The sequence below is a fragment of the Streptomyces sp. G7(2002) genome (assembly GCF_028870195.1).
Classification (GTDB): Bacteria; Actinomycetota; Actinomycetes; order Streptomycetales; family Streptomycetaceae; genus Streptomyces; species Streptomyces nigrescens.
The window spans coordinates 545,901-567,903 of sequence record NZ_CP102609.1; the positions used below are offsets into that span (position 1 = coordinate 545,901).

17 protein-coding genes and 4 riboswitches are annotated in these 22,003 nt (G+C 69.2%); of the genes, 10 read left to right on the forward strand and 7 right to left on the reverse strand.

The window, feature by feature from the left end:
* Positions 1 to 261: 261 nt before the first annotated feature.
* Both NUT86_RS40575 and NUT86_RS02455 read right to left on the reverse strand, forming a co-directional pair.
* On the reverse strand, positions 262 to 423 hold the full coding sequence (locus NUT86_RS40575; protein ID WP_373303755.1) for a putative leader peptide: 162 nt from the start codon (positions 421 to 423) through the stop codon (positions 262 to 264).
* A gap of 121 nt (positions 424 to 544) precedes the next feature.
* Complete coding sequence (locus NUT86_RS02455; RefSeq protein WP_274733060.1) at positions 545 to 2,053, reverse strand: alpha/beta fold hydrolase; 1,509 nt, start codon at positions 2,051 to 2,053, stop codon at positions 545 to 547.
* Between the two features lie 270 nt (positions 2,054 to 2,323).
* Here NUT86_RS02455 and NUT86_RS02460 point away from each other — a divergent pair, with 270 nt between their 5' ends.
* Positions 2,324 to 2,968: a TetR/AcrR family transcriptional regulator gene (locus tag NUT86_RS02460; RefSeq protein ID WP_274733061.1), complete on the forward strand. Its 645-nt coding sequence runs from the start codon at positions 2,324 to 2,326 to the stop codon at positions 2,966 to 2,968.
* 83 nt (positions 2,969 to 3,051) lie between these two features.
* Here the strand turns inward: NUT86_RS02460 and NUT86_RS02465 are convergent, their stop codons facing one another.
* The 3 genes from NUT86_RS02465 to cycA form a co-directional block, all read right to left on the reverse strand.
* Positions 3,052 to 4,569, reverse strand: coding sequence for an FG-GAP-like repeat-containing protein (locus NUT86_RS02465; RefSeq protein WP_446750748.1), 1,518 nt, complete (start codon positions 4,567 to 4,569; stop codon positions 3,052 to 3,054).
* Positions 4,570 to 4,802: 233 nt separating this feature from the next.
* Positions 4,803 to 5,279, reverse strand: coding sequence for a polyketide cyclase (locus tag NUT86_RS02470; RefSeq protein ID WP_274733063.1), 477 nt, complete (start codon positions 5,277 to 5,279; stop codon positions 4,803 to 4,805).
* A gap of 212 nt (positions 5,280 to 5,491) precedes the next feature.
* Positions 5,492 to 6,976, reverse strand: coding sequence for a D-serine/D-alanine/glycine transporter (gene cycA, locus NUT86_RS02475; RefSeq protein WP_266437263.1), 1,485 nt, complete (start codon positions 6,974 to 6,976; stop codon positions 5,492 to 5,494).
* 275 nt (positions 6,977 to 7,251) lie between these two features.
* A riboswitch (glycine riboswitch) is annotated at positions 7,252 to 7,343 on the reverse strand.
* Positions 7,344 to 7,440, reverse strand: a riboswitch (glycine riboswitch).
* Between the two features lie 363 nt (positions 7,441 to 7,803).
* Positions 7,804 to 7,899: riboswitch (glycine riboswitch) on the forward strand.
* A riboswitch (glycine riboswitch) is annotated at positions 7,900 to 7,997 on the forward strand.
* A gap of 52 nt (positions 7,998 to 8,049) precedes the next feature.
* On the opposite strand from cycA, the gene gcvP reads away from it, so the two are divergent.
* From gcvP to lipA, 5 genes are read left to right on the forward strand one after another with little or no spacing between them, the layout of a single operon-like run.
* Complete coding sequence (gene gcvP / locus NUT86_RS02480) at positions 8,050 to 10,908, forward strand: aminomethyl-transferring glycine dehydrogenase (RefSeq protein WP_274733064.1); 2,859 nt, start codon at positions 8,050 to 8,052, stop codon at positions 10,906 to 10,908.
* A 33-nt stretch (positions 10,909 to 10,941) separates the two neighbouring features.
* The gene (locus NUT86_RS02485) at positions 10,942 to 11,271 is read left to right on the forward strand and encodes a glycine cleavage T C-terminal barrel domain-containing protein (RefSeq protein WP_274733066.1); all 330 of its coding nucleotides are present in this window, start codon (positions 10,942 to 10,944) and stop codon (positions 11,269 to 11,271) included.
* Between the two features lie 20 nt (positions 11,272 to 11,291).
* Entirely contained in the window at positions 11,292 to 11,666 is a 375-nt protein-coding gene (gene gcvH, locus NUT86_RS02490; protein ID WP_274733068.1) for a glycine cleavage system protein GcvH, read from the forward strand.
* A 1-nt stretch (position 11,667) separates the two neighbouring features.
* Complete coding sequence (glyA, locus tag NUT86_RS02495; protein WP_274733070.1) at positions 11,668 to 12,939, forward strand: serine hydroxymethyltransferase; 1,272 nt, start codon at positions 11,668 to 11,670, stop codon at positions 12,937 to 12,939.
* A 1-nt stretch (position 12,940) separates the two neighbouring features.
* Positions 12,941 to 13,912, forward strand: coding sequence for a lipoyl synthase (gene lipA, locus NUT86_RS02500; protein ID WP_274733072.1), 972 nt, complete (start codon positions 12,941 to 12,943; stop codon positions 13,910 to 13,912).
* An 84-nt stretch (positions 13,913 to 13,996) separates the two neighbouring features.
* Here the strand turns inward: lipA and katG are convergent, their stop codons facing one another.
* On the reverse strand, positions 13,997 to 16,186 hold the full coding sequence (katG, locus tag NUT86_RS02505) for a catalase/peroxidase HPI (protein ID WP_274733074.1): 2,190 nt from the start codon (positions 16,184 to 16,186) through the stop codon (positions 13,997 to 13,999).
* 369 nt (positions 16,187 to 16,555) lie between these two features.
* Between katG and NUT86_RS02510 the strand changes: the two genes are divergently transcribed.
* The 4 genes from NUT86_RS02510 (at position 16,556) to NUT86_RS02525 (ending at position 21,193) form a co-directional block, all read left to right on the forward strand.
* The gene (locus NUT86_RS02510) at positions 16,556 to 17,278 is read left to right on the forward strand and encodes an ABC transporter ATP-binding protein (protein ID WP_274733076.1); all 723 of its coding nucleotides are present in this window, start codon (positions 16,556 to 16,558) and stop codon (positions 17,276 to 17,278) included.
* Positions 17,275 to 18,930: a DUF6297 family protein gene (locus NUT86_RS02515; RefSeq protein WP_274733078.1), complete on the forward strand. Its 1,656-nt coding sequence runs from the start codon at positions 17,275 to 17,277 to the stop codon at positions 18,928 to 18,930. Before NUT86_RS02510 ends, NUT86_RS02515 begins: the two co-directional genes overlap by 4 nt.
* 158 nt (positions 18,931 to 19,088) lie before the next feature.
* Positions 19,089 to 20,504 carry a DEAD/DEAH box helicase gene (locus tag NUT86_RS02520; RefSeq protein ID WP_274733080.1) on the forward strand — a complete coding sequence of 472 codons (1,416 nt, stop codon included), beginning with the start codon at positions 19,089 to 19,091 and terminating at the stop codon, positions 20,502 to 20,504.
* Between the two features lie 50 nt (positions 20,505 to 20,554).
* Positions 20,555 to 21,193, forward strand: coding sequence for a maleylpyruvate isomerase N-terminal domain-containing protein (locus NUT86_RS02525; protein WP_274733083.1), 639 nt, complete (start codon positions 20,555 to 20,557; stop codon positions 21,191 to 21,193).
* A 185-nt stretch (positions 21,194 to 21,378) separates the two neighbouring features.
* On the opposite strand, the gene NUT86_RS02530 is transcribed toward NUT86_RS02525, so the two are convergent.
* Entirely contained in the window at positions 21,379 to 21,603 is a 225-nt protein-coding gene (locus tag NUT86_RS02530) for an MbtH family protein (protein ID WP_109886861.1), read from the reverse strand.
* Between the last annotated feature and the right edge of the window lie 400 nt (positions 21,604 to 22,003).

The following is a 22,003-nucleotide window of genomic DNA, read 5'->3' on the forward strand; positions in this document are numbered from 1 at the left end:
GCATGGTGGTCGAGCGCCCGAGCGAAGCCCTCCGCGGCCTGCGAGATCCGCAATCCGCTGCCGGCGGGGCGTAAAGACCACCCGAGGTGCGAAAACCGAAAGGGAAAGGCGAATGGCGAATCGGAACCAGTCGGCACGCGCACCGAACCCGGCAGATTCCAGGTATGTATGCGGCGGGAATCACCAGGCGACGAGGACATCCCAGGCCGGTAAGTGCACCGGGATCACGGGTCGTTCAGGAGCTGACGCCGGTCGGCAGCTCTAGCGGCCAGCGGCACAGATGGCGCTGGCCTGGCGTCGAAGATCGACGTGCAGGCGTGCGGTGAAGTTCTCCGAGTGACTCACACTCGGGAGGCTGGCAGCGATAATCAGCCAAGTCAATGCGGCGAGAGCCCTTGTCTCACTTTCTGATTCTCCCGCCACGCGCGCGCAGCATTTCGTTCACAATCGCAGCCGCACGCAGCGGCCCCGCCCGGACATCACTCGGATGTCCGGGCGGGGCCGGCGTCTGGGCCCGGGCCGGGCCGTGGCACGTACCACTTGGTCAGTTGGCGCAGGTGGTACCCGGTGCGGGAAGGACGCGGTCGGTCAGGTAGCGGTTGGTCGCGGCGCGCACGCACGAGGACAGCAGGAACATGCTGTAGTCATCGCCCTCGCGGCTGAGTACGACGCTGCCGGGCAGCTGGGCCGCCATGGCGGAGCCCGCCGTGTGGGGAGCCAGGGCCTGGTGCGTGGACTGGATGACCAGCGCGGGCGGTGCCCCGGAGACCAGACGGCCGGCCCGCACGGGCTTGGCAGGAACCGGCCACCCGAGGCAGCCGGCGAGCGCGGCCTGGGAGCGCACCGCCCCGCCGAGGTGCGGTGCGCGTGCGGCGAGCGACTTGTGCAGTCGGTCGGCCTCTTCGAAGGTGCTGACCGGACGGGCGTTGTCCAGGCAGGCGGGCACCAGCACCTGCACCGGATCGAGGGTGCCATCGGGGTCGACGGTGAAGTCGGTGGCGTCGCCCGCCTGCGCCATGACGATCGCCTTGGCCAGGGCGGGCCAGGTGACGCTGGCGATGTTCAGGTAGTCCTGGGTGGCACCGCGGATGTCCTCACCGGTCAGCGGGCGGTGTGTGCCGCCCGCGACAGGGACGGGGGTGCGGTCCGCGCGGGCGACGAGGGCGTCGTACTCGGCGGCGACGTCATGTCCTTTCAGAGCACACTGCGCCGAGTTGGCGCACCAGGCGGCGAACCGGTTGAAGGCTTCTTCGGCGCTGGTCGTCTCCTTGACGATCCGGGTGAGGGGCGAAGTGGTGTCGTCCAGCGCGGTGTCGAGGGTCATCGTGCGCAACCGGCCAGGGAAGAGGGCCGCATAGGTGCGTCCGAGCAGGGTGCTGTAGTGGATGCCGTACCAGTTGAGCCGGCGGACGCCGAGCCCGGTACGGACCGCTTCGATGTCACGGGCCGTGCTGGTCAGGTCGACATGGGCCACCAGCGGGCCGTTGCGGCGCAGACAGTCCTTGGCGAAGGTGCGGTTGTGGGCCACGAGCTTGTCGAACGCGGCCCGGTTCTTCGGGAAGTAGCTGACCCCGGCGGGCTTGAGCGGCTCGGAGCAGCGGATGGGGGTGCTGTGGCCCACCCCGCGTGGGTCGACCGCAACGATGTCGAACCGCTGGGTCATGGCACCGGCGATATCGGGAAAGCCATTGCGTGTCGCCAGCCTCAGCTGCTCGATCGAGGAGCCACCGGCTCCGTCGTTGAGGAGCAAGGTGCCCTGGCGGTGTGCCGGGTCGTCGGCCTTACGGCGGACCAGGGCCAGATCGAGCTGCGCGGCTCGCGGCTTGGACCAGTCCACCGGCACCCGCATCGTGCCGCACTGCATGCCCGGGAACCCGGCGTCGGTGCACGGACGCCACGTGATGTGGCCCGTCGGGGCCGTTGGGGCGGTACGGCCGGACGCAGCGAGCGCCGGCGCGGCGACAACCGGCGTGGCCAGCATCGGCGTGGCCAGCACCGCCCCGGCCGTCAGGGCGGTGAGCGTCCGCCGAAGTTGTCTCATCACTCTGCGCATGACGGCTCTCCTTGAAGGGCGCGTGCCGGCACTGCCGGCGCGGTCGGGAGGTACGGCGAGGGGACGGTTGACGGAACTGACGCCCGCGCAGGACGTCTTGGGGCGGCGGAGACCTAGCCCCGTTACGCATCAACACTCTCGTTAGAGCTTGTAACTGCGCCTAGCTTGAGGTGTTGCGCCACCACCCGTCAAGGGAATGACGCAGGAATTATTAGAAGCACTTCCGCCAGTGATAGCGTGTAACACCTTTGACATGAAGGGCTGGTGGCCATGACGGAGAACGCAAAGAGTCCCCGCAACCGGTACCGGGCACAGGTACGCGCAGAGATCAAGGAACTCGGGTGGGAGCAGATCGCCACCGCGGGGGCGTCCGCGCTGTCCCTCAATGCGATCGCCAAGCGGATGGGGATGAGCGGCCCGGCGCTCTATCGCTACTTCGCGAGCCGCGACGAACTGATCACCGAGCTGATCAGGGACGCCTATCGCAGCCTGGCCGACGCGTTCCGTGCCACCGCCACGGACGGCGGCGACCTCGCGGACCTCGCACACGCACTGCGTCGCTGGGCGCTCGACGACCCCCAGCGGTATCTCCTCGTCTACGGCACGCCCGTACCCGGCTACCACGCGCCGGAGGACACCACCGCGATCACCGCCGAGATCATGTCGACGCTGCTCGACGCCTGCGCGGCGACGTCAGCGGACACCGCCGCAACGGCATTGGACGCGCACCTCGATGAGCACCGGCAGTGGGACGGCGGACACCCGTCCCCGGCCCCGGCACTGCGTCGCGCCCTCGTCTTCTGGACCCGTCTGCACGGCGTCCTTTCGCTGGAACTCGCCGGCCACTTCGCCGGGATGGGCTTCGACCCCGCCCAGTTGTTCGCTGCCGAACTGAACGGTCTGCTGGACGACTGACCGCGCCTGACGCGCGGGACCTGCGGTCCCGCCGGGCGAGGGGCGGGGGGGGCGGCCTCCCTCCCCTGCCCGGCGGTGTGTCCTCAGCGCAGGAAGATGCCGAACTCCGCCTTGGTGACGGGGCCTCCGACGTCGCCGGGGCCGAATGCCGTCGCGCCCTTCGTCGTCAGACCGTGGCCGGAACCGCGCAGGGACCATACCGCGCCGGACGAGGCGTTCTCCGCCGCCGACGACACGGCGAGATCACGATGCCCGTCACCGTTGACGTCGAGGAGGCCACAGGCCGCCCCGAAGGCGTCGTTCTTCTCCGCGACCCCGGGCACACCCGGGGTGTTCTGGTGCAGGACCTGGCTGCCGGCACCGGTGACACCCGATGCGGTGCCGTGCAGCAGAGCGATCGAGCCCGCGTCGGCGAGGCCGCTGAAGTCCTCCCCGCTGATCCCGAGCGCGATCTCCGCGCGGCCGTCGCCGGTCACATCGGCGACCGCGACGCAGGAACCGAGCCGGTCGCCGCTCTCCTGGGCACCGTGGAAACCGGGCAGGCCCTGGTCGAAGGACTGCGTGCGGGTGGCGGAAGGGCCCGAGGGCGTGCCGTACGCGACCGTTACTTTGCCGGTGTCTTCGTTGTCGCCGGCCACCACGTCGCCGTAACCGTCGCCGTCCACGTCACCCACGCCGACGGTGCCCCGGACGCCGGGCGCGGCGGCCTCCTTGAAGCCCGCACGACCGCCGAGCAGGACCTTGTTGTCCCACTCGCCGTCGCCGGCGTAGTTCCACATCACGATGTCCTGGCGGTGGTCGCCGTTGACATCGCCGGTGGCCTTGGCGACGACGGGGCCGCTGATCGAGCGGGGGCCGCTGACACAGCTGTCGTTCTTGGCGCACTCCGCGCCCGGTGCGTCGTCGTCGTAGCCGAACCACTCGGACTTGTCCAGGAAGTTGAGCCGCGCGGCCGGCGATCCCGTCCGCGAGATCGGGCCCTTCCACAGGTTCGCGGCCTGCGCCACGGGGTCGTCACCGTAGCTGCCGGGATCACCGAAGAGGGCGAGATCGGCCTTGCCGTCGCCGTCGAAGTCCCCCACCTGCGGCGCCTGTCCGTACGTGGCGATCGGTGTGCCGCCGGTCAGTCCGGACGGCGAGCCCCACAGGATCACGCTGCCCGACGACGCCTTTCCCGCACCGATGACCAGGTCGCTGTAGCCGTCGCCGTCCAGGTCGCCCTTGCTGAAGGTCTCGCCGAAGCGCTGCTTGGCGGCTGCCGATCCCGGCACCCCGCTCGTCGAACGGCTCACAAGCTTCTTGTGGGACGGGACGAGCCCGTTCGCCGAGCCGTATGTCACCGCCACGTATCCCGCCTGGGCCTTGTGGGAGACGGTGGCTCCCGGGGCACCGGAGACGAGGTCCGCATAGCCGTCGCCGTTGAAGTCGCCCTCGGGGGCCGCGCGGCCCGTCGCCGCGAATGCCTCCTGGGGAGCGAGCGACCAGGCGGTCAGGCCGCCGGCCACCAGGAGCGCGGCGGCCAGCGGAGCCGCGGCGCGGATGCCGCGGGCAGATGCAGCGTTACGGGTCCTGCGGACTTCAAGACGTCTCGGGTGCGTCACGGTGGGCTTCCTTCGGTCGACAGGCCATGTTCACCTCAATGGATGCTCCGGACCCGATGATGGTTGCATGGACCACGCGATAGGTGCGTGCCCGCGGTGCGATCCACCAACTCCCCCCGCCCGCAGACCCGGTGGAGCGGCCCCGCCAGGTGGTGCCGCGGTTCCGGACCGACGTGCGCGATGTCGTCCAGCAGCCTCTGGGGGAGGAAGTCGGCCAGACCTGGTCGACGACATCACCCACCGGAGACGAGCTCGGCCAGATGGTGCAGCGAGTTGGTGAGATGTTCGGGGCCGAACGGCGGGAACTGGAGGTACTCCCGGATGGACTGCGGGACCGCCGACCAGTCGTAGGTGAGCGTGACCTCGGTCTTGGACGGACCGAGCGGCGCAAGGTCGTAACGCCAGATCCAGCCGCCGAACTCCAGGCGACCGTCGTCCTTCTCCTGCCCCGTCAGCCAGCCGATGGCGCGCGGCGGGTCGAGCACCTGGACCTTGTTGGCCACCTGGTAGTCACCGTTGGGATGGTTGGCGTGGTACATGTCCATCCGGAAGATCTGCCCCACCTCGGTCAGCGGCGCCCGGTCGGCAGCTTCCTGAACCCAACCGGTGCCATCGATCGCAGAATGGGTCGTCGGGTCCGCCAGCACCGCGAACACCCTCGCGGCGGGCACGGCGACGGTCAGGGTGGCGCTCACGTTCTCCTGGTCCACGGTGTGCACGCTCCTTGTCATCTCATCTCGGGCCTCCCGCCGGTGCGGAAGGGGGACGTTCCTTACATGCAGACGATGCGTCGAGGCGAAACTCATCGGTCGGGTGGGCGGAACCCGCACCCGTGCGACCAAGCACATCGAAAGCGAGCGCCGTTCCCATCCGCCGGGAACGGCGCTCGCGATCGGTGCCGGTTATGGATCCGGTGGCCGTATCAGTCCTGCTGCGCGTTGTGGAGTTCGGAACGGAAGGCCGCCTCACGGGCAGCATGGCCCGGGCGGCGGCGGAGGCCCGCCCACGCGATGCCGAGGATGACGAACCAGACCGGGGTCACCAGCAAGGCCTGCAGCGTGTCGGGCTCCTGGGTCAGCGCCCAGATGAGGAACGCGAAGAACACGAGCACGACGTAGCACATGACGATGCCGCCGGGCATCTTGAACTTCGACGCCTCGTGCAGGTGCGGACGGCGCTTGCGATAGACGAGGTAGCTGATCAGGATGATCGACCAGACGAAGATGAACAGCACGGCGGACACGGTGGTCACCAGGGTGAACGCCTCGATGATCGAGTCGTCCATGGCGACCATGACCACACCGGCGAGCAGAAACACCCCGGAGAGGAGCAGGGCGTTGGCCGGTACCTTCCTGGAGGTGAGTCTGCCGAAGCGCGCCGGGGCATCGCCCTCGCGGGCCAACCCGTACACCATCCGTGAGGTGGAGTAGATACCCGAGTTCGCGGACGAGGCGGCCGAGGTCAGCACCACGAAGTTGATCGCCGAGGCGGCGATCCCCAGGCCGGCAAGGGTGAACATCACGACGAACGGACTGCGCTCCGCACTGATCTCGCGCCAGGGCGTGACCGAAATGATCACGGTCAGCGCGACGACGTAGAACAGCATCACGCGCACCGGGATCGAGTTGATCGCCTTGGGCAGGTTCCGCTCCGGGTTCTCCGCCTCGGCCGCGGTGGTGCCGACCAGCTCGATGCCGACGAAGGCGAAGGTCGCGATCTGGAATCCCGCGACGAACCCCATGGGGCCGGTGGGGAAGAACCCTCCGTCGCTCCAGAGGTTGGAGAAGCTTGCCGCCGCACCCCCGGGCGCCTGGAAGTGACTGAACACCATGACCAGTCCGACAACGATCAGCGCCACGATCGCGACGATCTTGATCAGTGCGAACCAGAACTCGGTCTCGCCGAACGCCTTCACGGTGGGCAGGTTCAAGGCGATCAAGAGGATGACGGCGGCCAGCGCCGGTATCCACAGCGGTAGGTCGCGCCACCAGTAGGACACATACCCGGAGATCGCGATGACGTCGGCGATGCCGGTGACGATCCAGCAGAACCAGTAGGTCCAGCCGGTGAAGAAGCCGGCCCATGGCCCCAGCAGGTCGGCCGCGAAGTCGGCGAAGGACTTGTAGCGCAGGTTGGAGAGCAGGAGCTCCCCCATCGCCCGCATCACGAAGAAGAGCATCACGCCGATGATCATGTAGACGAAGATCACCGAGGGCCCGGCCAGCGAGATCGTCTTGCCCGAGCCCATGAACAGGCCGGTTCCGATCGCACCGCCGATCGCGATGAGCTGGATGTGCCGGTTGGACAGCTGACGGGAGAGGTGTTGCTCGCCCTCGGGCGGGGGCGTGGATCCGGCCGCCGGTTGGTCCGGCGCGGCCGTCGAGCCGGTGTCACTGCGTTCAGGCATGGGCAAACCTCGCAGATCTCAATACCCGTGCGGGCACGGGACAGGGGGTATCTCGGAGAATGATCACCCGCCCACAGGGGGCGAGCGGCAGGGCGGGCTGCGCGCGCGGGCATGCGGCAGCCGACCGGAACGGCGTCAGAACGGTCCCACATAGTAGATCGAAGATCAGCCCGGGAGCCGCCAGGCAGTGGCGGTCAGGGAAGAGGCGGCGGAACAGCCATCAGGGGCTCCTCGAATGTCGAGCACGGGCAGGAGCCCGTGCGGCCGAGTGAGCCTCCCCCTCTGTCATGAGCCTGAGAGCTTCGCCGCGCTCAGCACGCGGCTTGCACCGTCGGCGAGGCGCCTTTGCGCCTGCTTTCCAGAGTTGCCTGCCCGAGCGGTAGGGGTGCCTGAGAGATTCCGGGGAGGTGTTGCTCCTTCGGCGCCTGGGTCTGGCTGATCCAGTGCTCTCCCGCTCCGGGGTGAACGGCAATGTGCGGTGAGGCTAGGGCCACATCAGCAACCGGTCAAGGGACCGGCCGAACGCTGGACACTACTTCCGAGTAGTACGGCGCTCCCCCGTGGGGCACGGCGTTCGGCACGGCGTTTGTGCAGCTCAAGGCGCACATCCTGGGCCGATCCGTTACCGGCCCGTACACCGGACGGACTCTTGACGGCTGTCTTCCGGTGCCCTTACGTTGCCTCCGGAAAGATCCGACAGCACCTACACAGCTGACGACTCTGCGCGGGAGAGCCCACGTCATGTGACGACGTGGAGCCGAAGGAGCCAATCCTCCCCCGCCCCCCCGGCCTCACGGTCGGGCCCCACAACTTCACATCGCGCTGTTCGAACCGAAGCGGGAGAGCCCTCGTCCACCCTTGGCGAGGCGCCGAAGGAGCAACTCTCCCCAGAATCTCTCAGGCCCAACTACCGCTTCGGCCAGGCGACTCTGGAAAGACAGGACGTCATGTCCTGCGCCCACGGTGCAAACCGCCGGACCCGGTGGTGAAGCTCTCAGGTACCGATGACAGAGCGGGGAGGCCACCCGTCCACGGCGCCGCATGTGCGGTGCCCCCAGAGGGAGCCTCCCACCATGACCTTCACCGAGTCCTCCGCGTCGGGTGAGTTCGCCGCCCGCCACATCGGCGTCGGCGACGCCGACCGCGCCAAGATGCTGGCCGAAGTCGGCTACCCGACGCTCGCCGCCCTCATCGACGCCGCCGTCCCGAGCGGCATCCGCAGCGCTTCCGAACTGAACCTGCCTGCCGCCGCCACCGAGACCGAAGCCCGCGCCGAGCTGCAGGAGCTCGCGAGCAGGAACACCGTGGCCGTCCCGATGAGCGGACTGGGCTACCACGCGACCACCACGCCCGCGGTGATCCGGCGCAATGTGCTGGAAGACCCTTCGTGGTACACCGCCTACACGCCCTACCAGCCGGAGATCAGCCAGGGCCGGCTCGAGGCATTGATCAACTTCCAGACCATGGTCGGAGACCTCACCGGGCTGCCGACCGCCAACGCGTCGCTGCTCGACGAGGCCACGGCGGTGGCTGAGGCCGTCACGGTCATGCGTCGTGTCGCCGGCAGGAGTCGCCACCGCGTCCTGGTCGACCGCGACACCCTGCCGCAGACCCTCGACGTCCTGCGCACGCGTGCCGCCGCGGTCGGCATCGAGATCGTCGAGATCGACGTCGCCGCGCCGCTGCCGGAGGACGACTTCTTCGGGGTGGTGCTGTCCTACCCCGGCTGCTCGGGCGCCGTCCGCGATCTGCGCGAGGTGACCGCCGCGGCGCGAGCGCGCGGGGCGCAGGTCACCGTGACCGCCGATCTGTTGGCGCTCACGCTGCTCGTGCCGCCGGGTGAGTTCGGCGCCGACATCGTCGTGGGATCGTCCCAGCGGTTCGGTGTCCCCCTGTTCTACGGCGGCCCGCACGCCGGCTACATCGCGGTCCGCGAAGGGCTCGAACGGCACCTGCCCGGCCGGCTCGTGGGCGTCTCCGTGGACAACGCCGGCCGGCCGGCGTACCGCCTCGCCCTGCAGACCCGCGAACAGCACATCCGACGCGACAAGGCGACCTCCAACATCTGTACGGCGCAGGTCCTGCTCGCCGTGGTCGCGTCGATGTACGCCGTCTATCACGGCCCCGAGGGGCTGACCGGGATCGCCCGGCGGACGCACCGGCACGCCACACTCCTCGCCACCGGGCTGCGGAACAGCGGGATCACGGTGGTGCACCCCGAGTTCTTCGACACTCTGCTGGTGCGGGTCCCCGGCCGTGCCGAGGAGGTCGTCGCGGCCGCGCACGACAAGGGGTTGCTCCTGCGGCTGGTGGACGGTGACCACGTCGGCATCTCCTGCTCCGAGGCCACCTCGCGGGACCATGTCCGTCTCGTGCTCGACGCCTTCGGCGCGGTGGGGGACGACCTGGACGGCCCGGCGGCCGGCGCTTCGGCGGCGCTTCCGCCGGACCTGCGGCGCACCTCCCCCTTCCTCACCCACCCGGTCTTCCACCGGCACCGGTCGGAGACCGCGATGCTGCGTTATCTGCGCAAGCTCTCCGACCGTGACTTCGCGCTGGACCGCGGGATGATCCCGCTCGGGTCCTGCACGATGAAGCTCAACGCGACCACGGAGATGGAGCCGGTCAGCTGGCCCGGCTTTGCCGACCTGCACCCCTTCGCGCCCCTCACGGACGCTGCCGGGTACCTGGCCCTGGTCGAGCAGCTCGAGACCTGGCTGGCAGAGGTCACCGGGTACGCCAAGGTCTCCATCCAGCCGAACGCGGGATCGCAGGGCGAGCTCGCCGGCCTGCTGGCGATCCGCCGTTACCACGAGAGCAACGGCCAGGCCGGACGCGATGTGTGCCTGATCCCGGCAAGCGCGCACGGCACCAACGCGGCCTCGGCCGCCATGGCCGGGATGCGCGTCGTCGTGGTGGCATCGCGGCCCGATGGCACCGTCGATCTCGGGGACCTCGAGGCGAAGTGCGCGAAGCACTCCGACAACCTGGCCGCGATCATGGTGACCTATCCCTCCACGCACGGCGTCTACGAGGACAGCATCACCCGGCTGTGCGAGCTGGTGCACGAGCACGGCGGACAGGTGTACGTCGACGGCGCCAACCTCAACGCGCTGCTCGGAGTCGCCAAGCCCGGCGAGTTCGGTGGCGACGTGTCACACCTGAATCTGCACAAGACGTTCTGCATCCCGCACGGCGGCGGCGGGCCGGGGGTCGGCCCGGTCGCGGTGGCCGAACACCTCGCGCCGTACCTGCCCACCCACCCGCTGCACCCCGACACCGGGCGCCGCGACGGCATCGGGGCGGTGAGCGCCGCGCCGTTCGGCAGTGCCGGCATCCTGCCGATCCCGTGGGCCTACATCCGGATGATGGGCGCCGAGGGGCTGACCGAGGCAACCCGGACGGCCGTGCTGAGCGCCAACTACGTGGCCCGGCGCCTCGCGTCACACTTCCCCGTCCTGTACGCCGGGGAGTCGGGCCTCGTCGCGCACGAGTGCATCCTCGACGTACGCCCCCTCACCGCCGCCACGGGGGTGACGGTCGATGACATCGCCAAGCGGCTCATCGACTACGGCTTCCACGCGCCGACGATGAGCTTTCCGGTCCCCGGCACGCTGATGGTCGAGCCGACGGAGAGCGAGAGCCTCGCTGAACTGGATCGCTTCTGCGAGGCGATGATCGCGATCCGTGCGGAGATCGACCTGGTGGACAAGGGTGTCTGGGGCCTTGAGGACAGCCCGCTGCGACAGGCACCGCACACCGCCGCCGCGATCGCCGGCGAGTGGACCCGCGCCTACTCGCGCGAGCGGGCCGCATTCCCGGCGGGCGTCACGCCCGACAAGTACTGGCCACCGGTCGGCCGGATCGACCAGGCGCACGGCGACCGCAACCTGGTCTGCTCCTGCCCGCCTCCCGAAGCCTTCGCGTCCTGACCCGGGCCGATCACGGTCCGAAGAGGAACCACCATGCTCAAGAAGACTCCCCTGCACGACCTTCACGCGGAGCTCGGTGCGTCGTTCACCGACTTCGCCGGCTGGTCCATGCCCCTGCGCTACACCTCCGAGCTGGCCGAGCACCACGCGGTACGGACCACCGCCGGAATCTTCGACCTCACCCACAGGGGAGAGATCGAGCTTTCCGGACCCGAGGCGGGACGCGCCCTCGACCACGCCATAGCCATGGCCTATCTGCCGACCGGCCGGAGCGCACCCGGCACCGAGGTGCTCGTCGACATCCGGGGCAGCAAGGAGCCCGCCCAGATCGTCGAGCTGCCCTTCTACCGACGCCGAGCCTGACCCCCACAGGAGAACAGATCATGAGCCTGTCCCCCGACCTGAAGTACACCAGCGACCACGAATGGATCGCGCACGAGGGCGACCTGTCGACCGTCGGTGTCACCGCACACGCCTCCGACGCGCTCGGCGACGTCGTCTACCTCGATCTGCCTGCCGTGGGCACGACGATCAAGGCCGGCGACGCGTGTGGAGAGATCGAGTCGACCAAGTCCGTGAGCGACCTGTTCGCTCCCGCGGACGGCGAAGTCGTCGAGATCAACGAAGCCGCCGTGGCCGACCCCGGTCTGGTCAACTCCGACCCGTTCGGGGCCGGTTGGCTGTTCCGGATGCGGATCGCCGGTACGCCGGACCTGCTGGACGCCGCCGCCTATGCGGCACTCACGGCAGGAGAATGACATGTCCGTACTCGACCGTCGGCTCGCCGACTTCGACCCCGAGGTACACACCGCCGTGCGCGCCGAGCTGGCGCGGCAGCAGAACACGCTGGAGATGATCGCGAGCGAGAACTTCGCACCGGTCGCGGTCATGGAGGCGCAGGGCTCGGTCCTGACGAACAAGTACGCCGAGGGCTACCCGGGCCGCCGCTACTACGGCGGATGTGAGCACGTCGACGTCATCGAGCGGCTCGCCCTCACCCGGATCAAGGCGTTGTTCGGTGCGTCCTTCGCCAATGTGCAGCCGCACTCGGGCGCCCAGGCGAACGCCGCCGCGATGACGGCGCTGCTCCAACCGGGAGACACCATCCTGGGCCTGGACCTCGCGCACGGCGGGCACCTCACCCACGGCATGCGGATCAACTTCTCCGGCAAGCTCTACAACACCGTGGCCTACCACGTCTCCGCGGAGGACAACCGGGTCGACATGGCCGAGGTCGAGCGGCTGGCCATGGAGCACCGGCCGCAGCTGATCATCGCGGGCTGGTCGGCCTACCCCCGGCAGCTGGACTTCGCCGCCTTCCGGCGGATCGCGGACCGCTCCGGCGCGTACCTGATGGTCGACATGGCGCACTTCGCCGGTCTGGTCGCCGCGGGCCTGCACCCCAACCCGGTGCCGCACGCCGACGTGGTCACCACGACCACGCACAAGACGCTCGGCGGGCCGCGCGGTGGAGTGGTGCTGACCAACCGTGCGGACGTGGCGAAGAAGGTCAACAGTGCGGTCTTCCCCGGCCAGCAGGGCGGGCCGCTGGAGCATGTGATCGCTGCCAAGGCCGTCGCGTTCAAGATGGCGTCCGAGCCGGCGTTCCGCCGGCGCCAGGAGCGTACCCTCGCGGGTGCCCGGCTTCTCGCCGAGCGGCTGAGTGGTCCCGATGTCGCGGACGCGGGCGTCTCCGTGCTGTCCGGTGGCACCGACGTCCACCTGGTCCTGGTCGACCTGCGGGAGTCGGAGCTCGACGGGCAGCAGGCGGAGGACCGTCTGCACGACATCGGCATCACGGTCAACCGCAACGCCGTACCGTTCGACCCCCGCCCGCCGATGGTGACCTCGGGACTGAGGATCGGTACTCCGGCGCTGGCCGGCCGAGGCTTCGCGGAAGCCGAATTCGCGGCGGTCGCCGACATCATCGCCGAGGCCCTCAAGCCGGCGTACACCCCGAGCCTCGCCGCCGAGCTGCGGGCTCGCGTGGCCACGCTCACCGACGCCCACCCTTTGTACCCGGAGCTGTGACATGAGCGACGCCCCCACACCCGCCGCCTCGCCCGACGGCCGCAGGCTGCTGCGACTTGAGGTGCGCAACAGCCGGACCCCGGTCGAACGAAAGCCCGAGTGGATGAGGACACGGGTGAGGATGGGGCCGGAGTACAACGCGTTGCGCGCGCAGGTGGAGGCCGAAGGGCTGCACACCGTGTGCCAGGAGGCCGGGTGCCCGAACATCTTCGAGTGCTGGGAGGACCGCGAGGCCACCTTCCTCATCGGCGGTGACCAGTGCACCCGGCGCTGTGACTTCTGCCAGATCGACACCGGAAAGCCCCAGGCGCTGGACCGGGAGGAGCCGCGCCGGGTGGCGGAGTCGGTGGCCAAGATGAATCTGCGGTACGCCACGATCACCGGGGTGGCCCGCGACGACCTGCCCGACGGTGGTGCCTGGCTGTACGCCGAGACGGTCCGGCAGATCCACGCACGGAACCCGGGCACCGGGGTGGAGAACCTGGTCCCGGACTTCAATGGTGTCCCCGAGCTATTGGCCGAGGTATTCGAGTCGCGGCCGGAAGTGCTGGCCCACAATGTGGAGACGGTGCCGCGGATCTTCAAACGGATCCGGCCCGCGTTCCGCTACGACAGGTCGCTCGGTGTGCTCACCGCGGCGCGGGAGTTCGGCCTGGTCACCAAGTCGAACCTGATCCTGGGCCTGGGAGAGACCCGGGCGGAGGTCTCCACCGCACTGGCCGACCTGCACGCCGCCGGCTGCGACCTGGTCACCATCACCCAGTACCTGCGCCCCTCGGCGCGGCACCACCCGGTGGAGCGGTGGGTCCGGCCCGAGGAGTTCATCGAGCTCCAGGAAGAGGCCGAGGAGATCGGTTTCGCGGGAGTGCTGTCCGGACCTCTGGTCCGGTCCTCCTACCGCGCCGGAAGCCTGTATCAGCAAGCACTCGACAGGCGACACCGGCAAGAACCGCAGAGCTCAAGACACCGCTGACGATTCCGCGCGGGAGAGTCCACACGTCGTACGCATTCTTCCCATGTCCCGGTCGGCCGATGGGTGGCCGACCGGACATCGGGCTCAGGCCAGGTCGAACCGGTCGAGGTTCATCACCTTGTCCCACGCCGCCACGAAGTCACGCATGAACTTCTCTCCCGCGTCCGCGGACGCGTAGACCTCCGAGACGGCTCGGAGCTGGGAGTGCGAACCGAAGATGAGGTCGACGGCGGTGGCGGTCCACTTGGCCTCGCCCGTGACGCGATCCCGGCCTTCGTATACGTTCTCGGCTGTGGCCGACGCCTTCCACTCCGTGCCCATGTCGAGCAGGTTGGCGAAGAAGTCGTTGGTCAAGGTCTCCGGCCGGTGCGTGAAGACGCCATGCGGGCATCCCGCGAAGCCGGTGTTCAGGGCGCGCATACCGCCGACCAGGACCGTCATCTCGGGAGCGGTCAGCGTCAACAGGCTGGCGCGGTCCAGCAACAGCGTCTCCGGTGACAGCTTCTCTCCCGCCCGGAGGTAGTTGCGGAACCCGTCTGCCCTGGGTTCGAGCACGGCGAACGTCTCCGCGTCGGTCTGCTCCTGCGAGGCGTCCGTGCGCCCCGGTGCGAACGGGACGGTGACGTCGTGCCCGGCGTTCTTCGCGGCCTGCTCGACGGCCGCGCATCCGCCCAGGACGATCAGGTCGGCGAGGGACACTTTCCTTCCGCCGGTCTGTGAGCCGTTGAAGTCCTGCCGGATCTGTTCGAGGGTCTGCAGCACCTCGGCCACCTCGGGCCGGGCGTTGACCTCCCAGTCCTTTTGCGGTGCGAGGCGAATCCGTGCCCCGTTGGCGCCGCCGCGCTTGTCGGTGCCGCGGAAGCTTGCCGCCGCCGCCCACGCGGTGGTGACCAGCTGGGAGACGGACAGTCCCGAGCCGAGGATCCTGTCCTTGAGGGCAGCGATGTCCTCGTCCGCGACCAGTTCGTGATCGACCTCAGGGACCGGGTCCTGCCACAGCTGCGGCTCGGCGACCCACGGGCCGAGGTAGCGCGAGAGGGGCCCCATGTCGCGGTGCAGCAGCTTGTACCACGCCTTGGCGAACGCCACCGCGAGCTTGTCCGGGTTCTCGTGGAAGCTCTTCGCGATCGGCCCGTAGACCGGATCCCGCTTCAGCGCGAGGTCCGTCGTCAGCATCATGGGAGCGTGCTTCTTCCACGGATCATGAGCATCGGGCACCGTGCCCCGGGCCGAGGTGTCCGTGGGAGTCCACTGCTTCGCGCCGGCCGGGCTCGTCGTCAGCTCCCAGTCGTACCGGAACAGGTTGTCCAGGTACCCGTTGTCCCACGTCGTCGGCTGCGAGGTCCATGCGCCCTCGAGTCCGCTGGTGAGCGTGTCGGCGCCCTTGCCGCTGCCGTGGGTGTTCCGCCAGCCGAGGCCCTGCTGCTCGATGGGGCACGCCTCGGGTTCCGGGCCGATGTACGAGGGATCGACCGCGCCATGGCACTTCCCGAAGGTGTGGCCGCCGACGATGAGCGCAACCGTCTCCTCGTCATTCATCGCCATCCGTCCGAAGGTCTCGCGGATGTCCCTGGCCGCAGCCATCGGATCCGGATTGCCGTTGGGCCCCTCCGGATTGACGTAGATCAGCCCCATCTGCACGGCACCGAAAGGAGCGGCGAGTTCCCTGTCGCCGCTGTAGCGCTCATCCCCGAGCCAGGTGTCCTCCGGCCCCCAGAAGATCTCCTCGGGCTCCCAGATGTCCTCCCGCCCGAAGCCGAACCCGAACGTCTTGAACCCCATCGACTCCATGGCACAGTTGCCGGCGAAGACCAGGAGATCGGCCCAGGAGATTTTCCGGCCGTACTTCTGCTTGACCGGCCAGAGCAAACGGCGTGCTTTGTCGAGGCTCGCGTTGTCCGGCCAGCTGTTGAGGGGGGCGAAGCGCTGAGCGCCTGCGCCGCCACCGCCCCGGCCATCGGCGATGCGGTACGTTCCCGCGGCATGCCAGCTCATCCGGATGAAGAGCGGCCCGTAGTGACCGTAGTCGGCAGGCCACCATTCCTGCGAGGTCGTCATCACCTCGAAGACGTCCCGCTTCAGCGCGTCGAGATCGAGGGCCGCGAACTCTTCCGCGTAGGTGAAGTCCTCGTCCATCGGATTGGACCGGGAAGAGTGCTGGTGGAGAATCTGAAGGTCCATCTGATTCGGCCACCAGTCCCGGTTCGACCGGGGCCGGGTCGGCGTGGGGGCCGGGGAGGAGATTACTGGGTTCTCGCTTTCGCTGCCGGACACGTCCGTCCTTCTTCCTGTCTCGGTGTTTCCTTCTGCTGGCTGCTTGTTCTTGCCGTCGGTTGCTGTACTGGTGTCGAGCACCGCGGCCCGCGCTCGTAGCGCGCCATGGCGCCCGCCGGCTGGAAACGCCTGACCAGACCCGCGGCAGTCCACGCGGGCCGGCCGCCGGCGAGAAACTTCCCTCATGCACGACGCCGATGATCGAGCCTGGCTCGGCGTCCGTATGGTCGCGCACCGCGGACCGCACTGCCACGAGAACACGCAGAGCATCACCGCGTACCACTCGAAGTCCGACGACCGGCGCGGCAGGTGTGGTGATCGGCGCGGCCGCTACGCTCGCGCTAACGGATTCCTCATATCGGAGGCACGATGCCCAGCAAGACAAGCGAAGCCGGCGAGGGTGCCGTCCCCGCCTTATTGCAGCTTCGCGGGATCAGCCGCACTTATGGTGATCGCCAGGCGCTGCACCCCCTGGACCTGCAGGTCCAGGCCGGGACCTGCACCGCTCTCTTCGGACACAACGGCTCCGGGAAATCCACGTTGCTGCGCATCGCCAGCGGCCGGGACAAACCGACCACCGGCACCGCGCTGTTCGACGGCAGGGTCATCGATGAGGACGACCCCGAGGTGCGCGCCAGGGTCGCCGTCGTCGGCGACACCATCGCGTGCTATCCCGACCTGAGCGTGCACGACCATCTCAAGCTCATCACCGTGGCCCACGATGTGGCTGACGCGGACGGGTGGATCGATCAAGTCCTGGCGGACCGCCGCCTTGAGGGCCACGCGCACCATCTCCCCGCCGCCCTGTCCTCGGGACAGATGCAGGCATTCCTGCTCGCCGCTGCCCTGGTCCGCCCCCGCGATCTTCTCGTACTCGATGAGCCGGAGCAGCGCCTCGACCCCGACTCCCGCAGGCGCCTGAGCGAACTGCTGATCGGCGAGAAAGAGGACGGCGTAGCGGTACTGCTCGCAACCCACCAGGCGGATCTCGTCCGGGCGGTCGCCGACCGGGTGGTCGCTCTGGAGGACGGCAAAGTCGTGGCCTCCGGCGCCCCTGCCACGGTTCTCCGGCAGATGGGTGACCACCAGTGAGCGAGGAGACAGCCTGGACGGCGGAGTACGACCGCACTTCCGAGACGTTGCGGTGGCTGCGCGACAAGCGCCGCGGGCACCGCAGCAAGCGCAACCGTGATCTCGGCGTCATCGGTTACTCGCTCGTCCTGCTCGCCGGCGGCTACGGCACGACTTTCGTCTACCGTTTCGCCCAGCGCCTGGAGCACGTGGCCGCCCACGGGGACGTCCTGGAGGCGATCCGCCGTGCGCTTCCCGCGGGTCTGGTGCTGCTGGCTCTCTGCCTGGCGGTGATCGCCGCGCGCGACGCGCTGTGGCGCGGGCCGGTGATCGTGCCGGCACCGGCCGCGGCGTGGCTGCTCAGCCAGCCGGTCGACCGGACCCGAGTGCTACGCCCCTACTTTCGCCTCACTGCTGGACTCGCCGTCGTCGGCGGGGTGCTGTGCACGGTCGCCGGGGGTGTTCTGTTGCGCCTGACCGGACTCTCCTCGCTGGGGACCGGGCTTGCGGCCTGCCTGCCCGCCGGGCTGTGTCTTCCGCTCCTCGCGGTCGTGCTCGCCCTCCAGGTCGAACGACGGACCAGCCTGGGAGCCCGGGTCAGGACATGGACGCCGTACGCCGTGCTGCTGCTGGTGGTGCTCGTCGCGCAGACGGGGTGGGCGGCCACCGGGCACCGGCTTCCGGTGCTGGAGCAGGTCGAGCTGTGGTCCGGGCCCTGGGGCTGGGCCGCGCAACCGGTCGTCCATGCGGCGGGTGGCTCGGCGAGCGGCTGGCCCGTCGCTGTCACGCTGCTCGTGGTCCTCACCGCCGTGGCGGCGCTGTACGCGCATGCGGTTTCCGCGACCGTCCCCACCAGGCAGTTGCGTGCTCGCGCGGCGACGGCCACCACGGTCGCATCGGTGATGTGGTCGGTGGAACTGCGCGCCGCCAAGCTGGCCGTGAGCGAGGCGCTCGGACACAACGGGCATGCGTCACGGCGTCAGCTGCCCATGCCTCGCAGCAAGTACCTCGTGGTGATCTGGCGCGACGCCGTGGCGTTGTGGCGCGCACCGGGCCGGGTCGGCGGTGCGGCCCTCTGGACCGCGGCCGCCGCAGCGATCGCGGGACTGGCCGCATCGCTCGACGGCGGCAGCAGGGTCGCCGCCGTGGTCATGGCCCTGGTTCTCGGGTATCTGGCGGTTGGCCGGCTGGCCGAGTCGGCGCGACTGGAGGCGGACGATCTCCGGCGCTCATCCTGGTCGCCCTTCCGCTTCGCTACCTTGATGCTCCATCACGCGATCGTCCCGGCAGGGCTCGGCGCCGTACTTGCTTGCCTGGCGGCCGTACCCTTCGCACTCAACGGAGCTGCCTGGGCGCTCCTGCTGATGCCGGTGTGCGCGCTGCCGTTCGCCGCGGCCTCGGTCGTGGCGGCCGTACGCGGGCCGGTCCGGTCCGAGCTGCTGTTCATCGGGATCCCTACTCCCTTCGGGGACCTCAGCTTCTTCGTCTTCCTGTTCTGGTACGCAGCACCCCTGCTGATCTCGGTCACCACCCTGAGTTTCGCCCTGGAGGCCGTCCTCACCCATGGGGCCGGCGTCGGCGCCCTCGCGTGCATGGTGCTGGTCGCCCTGGCGTTGACGGCCGTGCTGCTCCTCGGCGCCTCCCACCTGGCCAAGAAACTGCGCAGGCATTGATCCAGGCAGGGTGGGGGGATCGCCGAATTTGCATGTTATTCTTGACTATTTGCGCGGCCGTGACGGCTGGCGATTCCGTCCGTGCGGTTTCCCTTGTTCGTCGGCTGCTCGTTCCTGCCGGGCCTTCCTCGGTACGTTCCCCATGCGGAAGGCTCTTCATGAATCACCCGGACCGCCTCGGTGCCTCGCACGGCAGCCTCGCCCGGTCAGCGCCCCTCACGCCGGTGGTGCCCCCGGTCGCCTCCTTCGCGGACCTGGAACTGCCGGCCGAGGTGCTGCGCACGCTCACCGAGCTCGGCGTGCGCGAGCCCTTCCCGATCCAGGCGGCCACGCTGCCCCATGCCCTCGCAGGACGCGACGTCCTGGGGCGCGGGCGCACGGGATCGGGCAAGACGCTCGCCTTCGGCCTGCCCCTGCTCGTACGGACGGCCGGGCGGCGCGCGGAGCCGAAGCAGCCCCTCGCCCTGATCCTGGCGCCCACCCGGGAGCTGGCCCAACAGGTGACCGAGGCGCTCGCGCCGTATGCCGAGGCGCTCCGTCTGCGGATGGCCACCGTCGTCGGCGGCATGTCGATCGGCCGGCAGGCCGCTGCGCTGCGCGACGGGGCCGAGGTCGTCGTCGCCACCCCTGGCCGTCTGCACGACCTGATCGAGCGCAGGGCCTGCCGCCTGGGACGGGTACGGATCACCGTCCTCGACGAGGCCGACCAGATGTGCGACATGGGCTTCCTGCCGCAAGTCACCGAGGTGCTCGACCAGGTGCACCCCGACGGCCAGCGGATGCTGTTCTCGGCCACCCTGGACCGCGACGTCGATCACCTGGTCCGCCGCTACCTCCACGACCCCGTCGTCCACTCGGTCGACCCGTCCGCGGGCGCGGTCACGACGATGGACCACCATGTGCTGGTCGTCCACGGCCCCGACCGGTACGCCGTCACGACGGAGATCGCCGCCCGCGACGGCCGCGTACTGCTGTTCCTGGACACCAAGCACGCGGTCGACCAGCTCACCCGGCATCTGCGGGCCAGCGGAGTGCACGCCGCGGCCCTGCACAGCGGCAAATCCCAGCCGCAGCGCACACGGACCCTGGCACAGTTCAAGAACGGCCAGATCACCGTCCTGGTGGCGACCAATGTCGCGGCCCGTGGTCTGCACATCGACGACCTCGATCTCGTGGTGAACGTCGATCCGCCCACCGACCCCAAGGACTATCTGCACCGCGCGGGCCGCACTGCCCGGGCCGGTGAGTCCGGCAGCGTCGTCACGCTGGTGCTGTCGGGCCAGCGCCGCGAGATGAGCCGGCTGATGGCCGGGGCCGGCATCGAAGCGACGATCACCAAGGTGCGCTCGGGTGAGGCGGAGCTGAGCCGGATCACCGGGGCCAAGGCCCCCTCCGGTACCCCGCTCGACGGTGGGCCCGCCGCGCCCCGGGCCAAGAACACCAACGCCCCCTTCCGCGGCCTGGGCACCAGCAAGGACGCCTCCCGCGGCTCCGGCGGCAAGTCCCGCAAGGCCGGCGAGGCCCGTAAGCTCGCCGAGGCCCGCAAGGCGGCCCGGGTACGCCGCGGCAACTGAGGGCCGCTGCCCTGATAGAGCCCGCGTGGGCCGTTGTTACGATCCTCCGCATGGACGGAGCAGACACCTCGGTCGACGGAGAGGACGTGCGGCGGGTCGTCACTCTGGCCATCGACGCCCTGAGGGAGGCACCTCCCCAGGCCTGGGAGGCCAAGGCGGGAACGCTCGACTGGACGTGTTGGGAGACGCTCGAGCATCTCGCCGATGACCTGTTCACCTACGCCGCGAGGTTCGGACTGGCGAAGCCGCCGATGTCCACGGTGTTGCCCTTCCGGACGAGCAGCGACCGAAGCGATGGGCCTGCCAACGTGATCTTCGTTGAGCGGGCCTCGGGCCCCGAGGGCCTTCTGACCATCCTGGAGGCGTGTGGCGGTCTGCTTGCGTCCGTCCTGCGCACGGCCCCTTCAACCACCGTTGCCTACCACGTCTTTGGGCCTTCGGACCCGGAAGGCTTTGCCGCCATGGGCGTCGTCGAGACCCTCGTGCACACCCATGACATCACTCAGGGGTTGGGTCTGGAGTGGTCACCGCCAAGGGAGTTGTGCGAACGGGTCCTGAAGAAGCTTTTCTCCCATGTCGCCATTGAGGGTGACGCCTGGGAGATGCTGCTGTGGGCGACCGGACGCATCGCCCTCCCCGACCGTCAGCGACTCACCGAGTGGCGCTGGTACGGCACGCAGGGCGGGTGAGTTCCTGCTGGACAGCGAGGCGAGCGCGGCGAGACCAGCAGGCACGACGAGCGCGGCGCGACGAGCGTAGCGAGCCGCCCTGGCCGGCCAGTTCATCCCATGCCTTTTCATCCCATGCCTTGCTGAACTGCAAGCGGCGGCCGCGCCCCCGGGATTCCGAGGGCGCGGGCCGCACCGGGCGCGGGTCAGGCTGCGCCGGAGCCCTCCATGGCCTGAACGAGGCTCTTGGGGCGCATGTCGGTCCAGTGGGTGTCGATGTACTCGAGTGCCGCGTCGCGACTGGTCTCCTCAAGGACGGTCCGCCAGCCTGCCGGAACGACGACGAATGAGGGCCACAGCGAGTGCTGCCCCTCGTCATTGATCAGAACCAGGTAGGTGCCGTCCGGGTCCTCGAAGGGATTGCTGCTCATCCGGTCACTCCCTCTCAGCGGATACGGTCTGTTCCTCTTCATCATGGTGACGGATTTATCATGGTGACGGATTGGCGGTTGGCGAAGTGGCCGTATGGCTGGCGGAGCCGACGCTCTGCCTGAGCCGACCGTCCGGGCGAGCACGGGCGCCGGTCCCGCTCCGCCCCGGAAAGCGCGAACCAGCCACCGCAGAAGCCCAATCGGCCAGGGGTCCGCACCTCGCCCCGGCGGGATAATCCGGACAACCGTGTGGCGCAAAACCGAGTGCAGCGCTCCCCCACCAGCACGTCCTAGAGGCTTCAAGTAAACGTGAGATAGGGCATATTGCTGCGACTTTACTCTCCCATTGCCTGCTGTGTTTCGATGGGCCGGTCCACTTTCGATCAAACGGCCCACATCC

Bases quoted from the DNA above. Each gene is read 5' to 3' on its own strand.
- NUT86_RS02455 (WP_274733060.1), bottom strand. From the start codon at position 2,053: ATGCGCAGAGTGATGAGACAACTTCGGCGGACGCTCACCGCCCTGACG.
- NUT86_RS02460 (WP_274733061.1), top strand. From the start codon at position 2,324: ATGACGGAGAACGCAAAGAGTCCCCGCAACCGGTACCGGGCACAGGTA.
- NUT86_RS02520 (WP_274733080.1), top strand. From the start codon at position 19,089: ATGAATCACCCGGACCGCCTCGGTGCCTCGCACGGCAGCCTCGCCCGG.
- NUT86_RS02530 (WP_109886861.1), bottom strand. From the start codon at position 21,603: ATGAGCAGCAATCCCTTCGAGGACCCGGACGGCACCTACCTGGTTCTG.
- NUT86_RS02510 (WP_274733076.1), top strand. From the start codon at position 16,556: ATGCCCAGCAAGACAAGCGAAGCCGGCGAGGGTGCCGTCCCCGCCTTA.
- lipA (WP_274733072.1), top strand. From the start codon at position 12,941: ATGAGCGACGCCCCCACACCCGCCGCCTCGCCCGACGGCCGCAGGCTG.
- NUT86_RS02525 (WP_274733083.1), top strand. From the start codon at position 20,555: ATGGACGGAGCAGACACCTCGGTCGACGGAGAGGACGTGCGGCGGGTC.
- cycA (WP_266437263.1), bottom strand. From the start codon at position 6,976: ATGCCTGAACGCAGTGACACCGGCTCGACGGCCGCGCCGGACCAACCG.
- gcvP (WP_274733064.1), top strand. From the start codon at position 8,050: ATGACCTTCACCGAGTCCTCCGCGTCGGGTGAGTTCGCCGCCCGCCAC.
- glyA (WP_274733070.1), top strand. From the start codon at position 11,668: ATGTCCGTACTCGACCGTCGGCTCGCCGACTTCGACCCCGAGGTACAC.
- gcvH (WP_274733068.1), top strand. From the start codon at position 11,292: ATGAGCCTGTCCCCCGACCTGAAGTACACCAGCGACCACGAATGGATC.
- NUT86_RS02485 (WP_274733066.1), top strand. From the start codon at position 10,942: ATGCTCAAGAAGACTCCCCTGCACGACCTTCACGCGGAGCTCGGTGCG.